This is a genomic window from Candidatus Ruminimicrobium bovinum, from assembly GCF_902760015.1.
Lineage (GTDB): Bacteria > Elusimicrobiota > Endomicrobiia > Endomicrobiales > Endomicrobiaceae > Ruminimicrobium > Ruminimicrobium bovinum.
In genome coordinates this window covers 1-10,341 of the sequence record NZ_CACWEU010000121.1, presented here as the reverse complement: position 1 = coordinate 10,341, position 10,341 = coordinate 1, and the positions used below count along the sequence as shown (strand labels likewise).

General features: G+C 32.5%; 10 protein-coding genes and 1 pseudogene. All 11 read right to left on the bottom strand.

Annotated elements, in window-relative coordinates; translation table 11 throughout:
- Window positions 1–172, bottom strand: a pseudogene (locus ACMUOV_RS04425) (tRNA uridine-5-carboxymethylaminomethyl(34) synthesis GTPase MnmE); the annotation flags it as partial.
- Window positions 172–906: an RNA-binding cell elongation regulator Jag/EloR gene (jag, locus tag ACMUOV_RS04420; RefSeq protein WP_413853905.1), complete on the bottom strand. Its 735-nt coding sequence runs from the start codon at window positions 904–906 to the stop codon at window positions 172–174. The gene jag and the pseudogene ACMUOV_RS04425, both read right to left, overlap by 1 nt.
- Before the next feature lie 163 nt (window positions 907–1,069).
- On the bottom strand, window positions 1,070–2,635 hold the full coding sequence (gene yidC / locus ACMUOV_RS04415) for a membrane protein insertase YidC (RefSeq protein ID WP_413853904.1): 1,566 nt from the start codon (window positions 2,633–2,635) through the stop codon (window positions 1,070–1,072).
- Between the two features lie 17 nt (window positions 2,636–2,652).
- Window positions 2,653–2,868, bottom strand: a complete 216-nt coding sequence (gene yidD, locus ACMUOV_RS04410) for a membrane protein insertion efficiency factor YidD (protein ID WP_413853903.1) — start codon at window positions 2,866–2,868, stop codon at window positions 2,653–2,655.
- Window positions 2,869–2,872: 4 nt separating this feature from the next.
- Entirely contained in the window at window positions 2,873–3,286 is a 414-nt protein-coding gene (gene rnpA / locus ACMUOV_RS04405; protein ID WP_413853902.1) for a ribonuclease P protein component, read from the bottom strand.
- Window positions 3,246–3,383, bottom strand: coding sequence for a 50S ribosomal protein L34 (gene rpmH / locus ACMUOV_RS04400; RefSeq protein WP_413853901.1), 138 nt, complete (start codon window positions 3,381–3,383; stop codon window positions 3,246–3,248). Before rpmH ends, rnpA begins: the two co-directional genes overlap by 41 nt.
- 299 nt (window positions 3,384–3,682) lie before the next feature.
- Window positions 3,683–6,859 carry an efflux RND transporter permease subunit gene (locus ACMUOV_RS04395; RefSeq protein WP_413853900.1) on the bottom strand — a complete coding sequence of 1,059 codons (3,177 nt, stop codon included), beginning with the start codon at window positions 6,857–6,859 and terminating at the stop codon, window positions 3,683–3,685.
- A gap of 14 nt (window positions 6,860–6,873) precedes the next feature.
- A complete protein-coding gene (locus ACMUOV_RS04390) occupies window positions 6,874–7,803 on the bottom strand; it encodes an efflux RND transporter periplasmic adaptor subunit (RefSeq protein WP_413853899.1) in 930 nt (309 codons plus the stop codon).
- A complete protein-coding gene (locus ACMUOV_RS04385) occupies window positions 7,796–9,181 on the bottom strand; it encodes a TolC family protein (protein ID WP_413853898.1) in 1,386 nt (461 codons plus the stop codon). Before ACMUOV_RS04385 ends, ACMUOV_RS04390 begins: the two co-directional genes overlap by 8 nt.
- Window positions 9,182–9,196: 15 nt before the next feature.
- Window positions 9,197–9,757, bottom strand: coding sequence for a TetR/AcrR family transcriptional regulator (locus ACMUOV_RS04380; protein ID WP_413853897.1), 561 nt, complete (start codon window positions 9,755–9,757; stop codon window positions 9,197–9,199).
- Between the two features lie 255 nt (window positions 9,758–10,012).
- A partial coding sequence (locus ACMUOV_RS04375) for a T9SS type A sorting domain-containing protein (RefSeq protein WP_413853896.1) occupies window positions 10,013–10,341 on the bottom strand: 329 nt, incomplete at its 5' end.

The window sequence follows — 10,341 nt, the reverse complement described above, 5'->3', positions numbered from 1 at the left end:
CATGATATACTTTTCTATCTTCTATCTCTATTGGATTATGGCTTTTTGTAAAAAAAACAGAAGATACTACCGTTTTTGCAATACTACCACTTATTCTTATGATAGCTAAAGCGGACTTTATATTGCCTGTAGCAAGAGCTACTATAGTATCTTCCTGTTTAAATAAATTCATTAATTTTTATCTATTGATAATTTTACTCCGACTTTTCTCATTGCACCTTCACCTTCGGAGAAAGTATCAAATTCACCTAAATTCTTAAAATATTGGTGAATAAATTTTCTGTCTTTTGCAGACATAGGATCAAATCTGTATATTTTTTTTGTTCTTTTTACATACTCTATTGCTTTTTCCGCAATTGATTTTAACCTTTCTTCCTGTTTTAATCTGTAATTATCCGTATCCAAATAAACTTTTACTCTTGTTTTAGGATTGGTATTTGCTATTAACTGTGTTACATATTCCAAAGCATCCAAAGATTGTCCTGCTCTTCCTATTAAAACACTGCTGTTATCGGTCTTTACGTCAACATTAACAAAACCGTCTTTAAAAGAAGCTTTTATATTTTCAATTTTAATTCCCATCATTTTAACGATATCTTCTATTATTTTTTGAACATTTTTACATGAAAGCTCTTGGTCGATATTTTCTTCCGTTTCACCATTTTTATCAATGTCTTTAATTTTGTTTTCCGACTTCACATCATTTTCATTTTCTTTTTTCTTTTTATTTTTTGCCGTAAGCAATACTCTTGCCGGCTTTGCACCCATCAAACCGAATAAACCGGAAGATCCTTCATCAAGAATTTTTATATCAACATCATCTTTACCGCATTCAAGTTTTTTTATTCCGTTCTCTATAGCTTCGGCAACATTTTTACCTATACTTTCCAACTCATCCAATAACATTTATTCCTCCCTTAAAACTGCAATGTACAATTTACAATGTATAATTTACAATTAACGGCAAACGACAAACTACAGATTTCACGTCCAACAACGCGTCGCTTCACGCACTTAAAATGACAAACTAAAAAAGAACACAGAATGACAAAAACGGATTTTAAAAATTTTATTTTTTTGTTTCCTGTTTTTTTAAAACAAAATACTGAACAATCATTGAAAAAACACTGTTTGTCAACCAATATAAAACCAATCCCGAAGGAAAACGCCAAAATAAAAATGTAAATACTATCGGCATTATATACATCATTTTTCTTTGTGTGGGGTCGGATGTTGCAGTTGACATTTTTTGTTGCAAAAACATACCTATACCCATAACCAAAGGCAAAACATTCAACGATATTCCGCCTATATAAGCCAAACTGTCGCTTGCCGATAAATCTTTAACCCATAAAATCCACGGAGAATACCTTAATTCGTAAGCATTTCTTAAAGTTTGAAACAATGCCCAAAATATCGGCAATTGTAACAACATCGGTAAACAACCGCCCAAAGGATTTACTTTATTTGTTCTGTAAAGGTTTAACATTTCAGCTTGAAGTCTTTGAGGTTCATTTTTATATTTTGTTTGCAAATCTTTTATTAACGACTGAATTTTTTTCATACCTGCCATGGCCTTATAGCTTTTTGATGTCAACGGCAATACCAAAATTTGAATTATTATCGTCAATATAATTATTGCCCAACCGTAATTATTTGTAAGTTTAAAAAAGAAAAATAAAACAAAAAGAGCTATCTTTCCCAACCATCCGAAAAAGCCGAAATCCACGGTTTTTTCAAAACCGGAATTAAACGTTTTTAAATATGTATATGATTTGGGACCTACAAAGAAATTTAAAGAAAAATCCTGTTCATATTCATCCTGTTTTACATTTGCACTTAATATTGCCGTAGGTGCGGATTTTTTTGACTTTCTTGAAACTTCTATATTAGAAAAATTTAACGAATTTACCGGCATAAAAAGAGATAAAAAATACCTGTTGTCTATTGCTACCCATTTATATAATTGCGCAGGATTGTTTTGTGATTTCAATTTTTCCAATTTTGCAGGCATTGAAGATGTAAGTCCGAGTATTCTTGTAACGGATTCGTTTTCTTTTAATTCTTTCTCGTCCGTTCCCAAACCCGGCCCCCAATTTATATCAATATCGGGAAGAACTGCAGTATCTTTCAATTTGAACAATTTAATATCAAGTTTATGAAAATATTCCCGGGACATTCTGAAAGTTTTTACTATTTTCCAACCTTCCGGAGATGTATATTCGAATGATATTTCATCTTTACTTGAATTTATAACTTCATAAACCGAACCCGGAAAATTTCCTAATACCGGAGCCGCCTCGGGCAAAACCAAATCCACAAAGCTTCCGTTTTTTTCTCTTATAAACCAATGTTTAACGGATGCTCCTTTATTTGAAAAAACAACTTTATAATTATCATTTTCCAAAACAAATTCACTTTCTTTTGCACTTGTTTCAATAATTTTATTTTCTTTTGTTGCAATTTCGGACTTTATTTCCGGTTCTTTTTTTTGCTCGCTGACAGCCGTTTGGTTAATTGAATCCGAAGAATTTAAATTTTGATAAATTTGTTCGGGTTTCGGCTGAAACAAAAAATACCATAACAGTAAAAACACCGTTGAAAAAACAACAAACATAACCGTATTTTTTTGCATATTAATTTTCTCTCTCTTTATTTTTTTTCAGGAACCAAATCTATACCACCCTGACAAAAAGGATGGCATTTAAGCAGTCTTTTTAAAGCTAAAAAACCGCCTTTAAAAAAACCGAATCTTTCTATGGCTGTGTATGCATACTGTGAACAAGTCGGATAGAACCTGCATCTTGGAGGAGTAAATGCTGAAATTTTTCTATAAATTTCAATTAAAAAAAGTGCAAAATACTTCATAAAGCTACTCTTTACAATAGCCAGCGCTTTTTAATGTATCAAAAATTTTTTGTTCAATAAAACTATATTTTTGAAATTTAATACTTGATTTTAACACAAAAATAATATCCAAGCCGTCAACCAACTTGTTTTTCCCAGTTCTGAAAATTTCTCTTATTCTTCTTTTAGCTTTATTCCTTTCAACAGCAATCCCTACTTTTTTCGAAGTAACAAGTCCTAACCTTTTTATAGGTTTGCCGTCTTTTCTGTTAAAGATAAAAATATTTGCAAACCCGACGGATAAACGAACACCATGTTCAAAAATTTTTTTAAAATCGCTGTTTTTATGTAACCTTTCGTTGTAAGAAAAAGAAGAACCGGAACTTCCGTAAAACATTTTATGCCGATAAAGATTCTCTGCCTTTTCTTCTTCTTGCACTTATAACTTTTCTTCCGCCAACCGTAGCCATTCTTGCCCTAAAACCTATTTTCTTTTTTCTTCTTTCTTTGTTTGGTTGAAATGTTCTTTTTGTCATTTTTTCGTTTCCTCATTATAAAATTTCCAATATATAAAGCAAACCGACAAACTTTTATACCTCAAAATAACAGTTATTACTATACATCTGTCGGTAAAAAGTGTTTAAGTTATGCCAATTTATAAGGATTTATTATACTTAAATTAAATTAAGTAGTCAACATAAAATTTTTAGCTTAGAGCATATAGCTGAAAGCTGAGAGTTTAAATGACGAAGACAACACAAATTGTCTCGCATTCGCTCGGCAATAATATCTTAAAAATATCTCAAAACCAAACTAAAAATCGCTTTGTGATTTTTTAATATTTTTCAGGAACTTCATCCAAAATAACGGCTTTATCTTTATCTTCGGGAATCGGAGTTCCGCTGATTTTATTTTTTACCCAATCACCTATGGAATCAACTATAATGTAAGTAACGGGTGTCATAAGCAATGTAACAAGTAACGATAACAATTGACCGCCTACAATAACTATTGCCAAACTTCTTCTTGTATCTGCCCCTTCACCGTTGGATATCATCATAGGTATCATGGAAACTATAAGTGTTAAAGTTGTCATTAAAATAGGTCTGAGTCTTACTTTATTTGCTTCAAGTATTGCATTGGTTCTGCCGTAACCTCTTGCCCTTAACTGGTTTGTATAATCCGTTTGTAAAATAGCATTCTTACTTACAACACCTACCAACATAAACATACCGAGTAAACTGAATATATTTAATGTTTGCCCCGTTACCATCAATGCAAACAATGCAAAAGGAATTGTCAACGGCAAACTTACAATAATAGCAATAGGATGTGTAAACCTTTCCATTAACGAACAAAGAATTATATACTTAAACACAAATGCCAAAACAAAAGCCAATAAGAACGATACAAACATTTTTCCCATTTCTTTTGCCTGACCGCTTTTTGCAACGGTATAACCTATATCAGCATTTAAAGAATAAAAAGCTTGTTCCATTATATTCATTGCACTTCTTGTATCAAGTCCGTTCAAGTTTGCTTCCACCCTAACTTCTCTTTGTCTTGCTTTCCTGTTAATTTGGCTGGGACCGAAACCTTCTTCTATATCGGCAATACTGTCAAGACGTATAACAGTATTTTTATCGTCAATATTTGCAGGTATCATAAGTGCCGAAATAGCTTCCTTCGTATTTCTGAATTCTTCGGCAACCCTAACCCTTACCTCATACAGTTCATCACCCTCTTTATACTTTGTAATATCATCTTCACCGCCGACCATTGTTCTTAAAGCTGCAGCAACGGCGGTAACATTAACACCCAAATTATTTGCTTTATCTCTGTTAATTATTACTCTGTATTCGGGTTTTGCCATATCAACCGATAAATCCACATCTCTAAACCTTGAATCCTGCGAAAGTTTTGCTACCGTTGCATTTGCATAATCCATCAATTTATTCAAGTCGGGACCCAATAAACTGAGCTGTACCTCTTTACCGGAAGACGGGCCGTCACTTTTAACAATAACCGAAGTTTTAAGCCCGTCATATTTTGTCAACATTTCTCTTATATTTTTTATATATTTTGCCGTTTTTATTTTTTCTCTTTTATTTCTTTCTTCCAATTCTATTTCCAAATAACCTTTATTTGTAGGTGTGGAATTAGAAAAAGAACTTAAACCGTCTCCGCCTTTACCCGTAACGGTTAAAATACTTTTTATGTAAGGCAATCTTCTTATATCGTTTTCAATTTGAGCTAAAATTTCTTTCATATCGGTATAACTTGTTCCTTCTTCGGCTTTAACCTGAACTTGAATTTTACCGGAATCTTCCTGAGGGAAAAATTCACCGCCCATATTTTTTATCATCGGAGCAATTGCAAATATACACAAAAATGCAAGTATTACCATTATAATTTTATGATGTATTGACCAATTTAAAACAGGTATATACATTTTAACCAAAGAATTATTTACATTTGTAACTATTTTATCAAGTTTATTTTCTCCGTTTGTTTTTTTCAACATTTTTGCACATAACATAGGTGTTAATGTTAATGCAACAACACCTGAAAGTGCAATCGCAAAAACTACCGTCCAACCGTAACTGCTTAAAACTCTTCCTACCATACCGCCCATATATGCCAAAGGTAAAAATATAACAAGAATAGAAAGTGTTGTTGCAACAACGGTTGCCGTAATTTCTTTTGCACCGTCAACGGCTGCCTGAACAGGAGATTTATCATATTTTTCCATGTGCCTGTAAATATTTTCAAGCATAACAATTGCATCGTCAATAACAATACCCACGGCAACGGTTAAACCGAGTAATGTAATATTATTTAAAGTAAAACCGTTCATGTTCATAAATATAAACGAACCCACTACCGATATAGGAATAGCAAGGAAAGATATAAAAGTAGACCTTAAAGAGCCCATAAACACCAATACCATTATACCTGCCAAAAATGCTCCTAAGAAAAGATGTTCCAAAACTGTATTAACCGAAGCTCTGATGGAACCGCTTTGGTCCGACATAATTGTAATTTTCATATCCGGCGGAAGTGTTTTTTCTATCATTTTAATTTTTTCTTTAACACCGTCGATAACCTGTAAAGTATTTGAGCCGCTTTGTTTTTTTATTTCCAAAGTTACACAGCGAACACCGTCCAAAGTTGTGCTTTGTTGTTCGTATTCTCCGCTGTCTTCAACCGTTGCAACATCGGAAAGTTTTATGGGAACTCCGTTTTTGTTTTTTACAAATATGTTTTTAAAATCTTCAACCGAAGGTATTCTCCCCAAAATTCTTAAACTGTAGGAATTATGGTTTTGCTCAACTTTTCCTCCCGGAATTTCAAAATTTTGTTGTGCAAGTGCGGATGTAACATCGGTTATCGGAATTTGTAACGAATAAAGTTTTAAAGGGTTTATCGTAACATGAATTTCTCTTTCTCTGCCGCCTACAATACTGACAGAACCTACGCCGGAAGTATTTTCTACAACTTCCTTAACTTTCTTTTTGGCAAGTTCGGTAAGTTCTATAATATCTCTGTTACCGGTAACGACAACATTTAAAACGGCTGAAGCATCCATATCAAGCTTTAAAACTACGGGGGATTTTGTTCCGTCCGGAAATTTGGATTTAACCTGTTCTGTTTTATCTCTCACTTCCTGAATACCGATATCGGCATTTTTATCCATTTCAAATTTAACAAATACAATGGAAACACCTTCCATATTATATGCAGAAATTTCATCAACACCGGAAATTTCGTTAACGGCTTCTTCTATGTATTTTGTTACGGAAGTTTCAACTTCTTCCGGGCTTGCACCTGGCAATACCGTTTGAACAAGTGTTGCCGGAATATCCATACTGGGATATAAACTTACACCCATTTTCAAATATCCCATAAGCCCTAAAAACATCAATGAAACACTTACCATTATGGTAAGAACCGGTCTGTGTATAAAAAATGCGGCCAAACCGCTATGTTTTTTTTCTGTTTTATTTTCCATATTTGTTTAGCTCCCTACTTTTGTATCTCTATCTTACTGCCGTCTTTAATACCGTAAACAAATTCCAAAACTTCATCACCTTCGTTAAGTCCGGAAATTTCCCAATTATTATTATTCTTAAATTTAACTTCTATATCTTTTCTGACGGCGGTTGTTTTATCATCGGAAGGGACCAATACATAATTTTTACCGTCCTGGTCTTCATAAATATTTTTCTTGGACAAAGATAAAACATTTTTAACTTCTTTTAAAGAAATATCTACCCTTGCAAACATACCGGCTTTCAACAATCCCTTAGGATTATTTGTTCTAAATTCAACGGCAACACTTCTGCTTAAAGAATCAACTACCGGGCTTATAACATCAAGTGTTGCTTCAAATTTTTGGTCAGGGAAAGCTTCAACGGTTAATACGGCTTTTTGTCCTCTGTAAATTTCCCCTACATATCTTTCCGGAACATCAACTTTTATTCTAAGCACGGATTGATTAACAACTAAAGCAACAGGTGTTGCGGTAGTAACATTTTCTCCGGGATCAAGAAAAATTTTAGCAACAACACCGCTTAATGTTGAAGGAACTATAACAGGTTCGTATTGAGCACCTACTTCATCCCTTTCAATTAAAGATACTGTTTGATCTTTTTGGACTCTATCGCCTTCTCTCAATAAATTTCTTTTTAATTTACCGCTGACTCTCGGAAACAAAGTTGCCTCTTCCAAAGCTTTTATACTGCCGGAAGCAATTAATTGATGTTTCAAATCTCTTTTTTGAACGGTTTCGGTTTTAACAACAAAAACATTTTTTGAAACATCTTCTAAAATTTTAGAAGAATCTTTCTTAAAAATAAAAATACCGCAAACGACAACAACTACACATATAATAATTAACCAAACCGCAACACTACCCCTATTAAAATTTTTTTGTTCATTCAATTTATTACTCATAATCTTTTGTCTCCCTTCCAACAGAAAAATTTAATTCCGACAAAGCCATGTGTGCATCATGTATAGCTTGCACGAACGATAATTCGGAAGTATTCAAATCCGATATGGCATCATTTAATTCCAATTGACTTATCAGTCCGTTTCTATATCTTAACATTTTTGAATTCAAATTTTCTTGTGCTTGTGCAACAACGCCTTTGGTCGATTCAATTCTTTTTTTTGCTTCTTCCAAATTCAGCCATGCCGTTTTTACCTCTATTCTTACATTTTTCTTTTGGTTTTCATAACTTTCTTTTGCATCTTCATAATACAATTCTTTTTGTTTTACCTGTGAAGATATTGAAAAACCTCTGAATATCGGCAGACTTAAATTTAAGCCGACGTTTGCACCTAAATAGTAATGGTTTCCATCGGGAAGGCCTTCCTTTGTATATCCGAAATATCCGTAATTACCGTAAGCTGAAAGATTCGGATAATGGTCGGCTTTTGCTATTTTCCAATTTGCTTCGGCTATATCCATTGCAAGTTTTGATACAATAAGTTCCGGCCTTTTTTGATAAGCCATGTCATATAATGTTTGAAGATCCGGCAAATCCGGAAGCAATAAATCGTTTTCAACCCAAGTTAAAAACAACGGAGATTCGGGGTCTTTATTTAAAATTTGTCTTAAAGATAAAGTTGCAAGTTCCACATCTCTTTTTGCTAACAGAACCTGCGGAACAATATTATCAACCCTGACTTGCTGCGTTAAAATATCAAGATTACTCGATAAACCTTGTTTATACCTCGCTTTAGTTTCGGCAAGGTGTTGTTTGGCAACATCCAAATAAGTTTCCTGCACGTGAACCAAAGCGGATGCATAAATTATTTTGTAACAATAATTCACAACAGTTCTTGCAACAACAGATTTTACATGTTGTAACTTATAATTGCTGCTTTCTGCTTGCAGTTTTATATACTCTTTTGTGTTTGTTATTTTACCGCCCGTCCATAAAACCCAATTTGCTTTAAGTTGTGCGGTGTAAGTATTATTTACAATTGAAGTTTCAACCATTTTATCACTGGAATTTAATGATTTTGCCCTCAATAATGCTCTGTTATAATTTGCTTCAAAATCAATATAAGGATAATAGGAAGAATTTGCCTGACGCAATGCTTCTTCGGCAATTTCTTTTGATTTTGTAGCGGAATAAACCTGATAACTGTCTTTGAGTGCTATTTTAACAGCATCTCGTATTGTTATTTTTGTTCCCTCTTGCTGTTCCAATTCTTTAAACAATTTCACATTCAAATCGTTTTTACCGTAACCTGCAGCCGATGCCGCAAAGATATTTACGGTAAAAAGTAATGTTATTAATAAACATACAACCTTTTTCATATTTACTCCCATCCTCTAATCTTCTGCATTTTTATAGTCTATCGCTTTTAAAATTGCCGTTACAATATTTTCGGGCTTTAAGTTTATCAATTTTACGGGTGCAAAAACAATATGATTTAAACATGCTTCAAACAAATAACAGGCAATTTCAAAATTTTCACGTTTTATATTTTTATTTTTAATTTCTTTTTCAAAGATATATTTTATTGTTTTTTCGTTTTCTTCTTTTAACGACTTGAATTTTTTATCAAGAGCAGGAACACCCTTTATATAATCCGTAACATGTAAAAAAAAACCCAACGATTTTTTTGCCTTTGCTTTATATGCATTTTTAAAAATATCTATTAAAATATCTTTTAACGAAATATTTTGTTCAATATATTTTTCTACTTTTTTCCTTTGATCATCTATAATAAATTTTATTATCGTATAACAAATTTCATCTTTACTTTTAAAATAATAATATAAAGAAGGTTTTGTTATATTACAGGCGGAAGCAATTTCCTGCATGGAAACATCTTTTACGGATTTTGTTCCTATTAAATTAAATGCTTCTTTTAAAATTTTATTTTTCATTTTATTCTCTGAAAAAACATATTTTGTCTACCAAACGGTAAGTAATATACAAAAGTTTACGAATTTTGTCAACAAGAAATTTGCTTCGCAAATTTAGCTTAGAGCTTAGAGCTAAGGGTTTAAATTTTAACGGCAACAACTGCAGGTTATAGGGTTATAGGGTGATAAGTTTATAAGTTTAAAAGACAAAAACTAAAAAACAACATATAAGCCCATAATCTAATAATATTATAATCTGAATTTACAAGACAAATTTTATCTGATAACGGCAACTTTTTTAATTACTTTATCACCGGAATTTTTAATCAGTATAATATAAATTCCCTGAGCAACATCATTACCGGATTTTGTTTTACAATTCCATTGCAAAAACCTTGTTCCGTTTCCGAATATTTGCGTATCATCGGATGAAAAAGAAATTATCATTTGCCCTGATATCGTATAAATATAAACATTTAATTTTTCGGATACCGAAGGCAAATTTGTTATTGTAATTTTACCTTTTCTTGCAGGATTGGGATAACAAACTACTTTCGACAAATCATACGTATAAACGGTTTTTTTACCGGTAAAAAACTTACAGT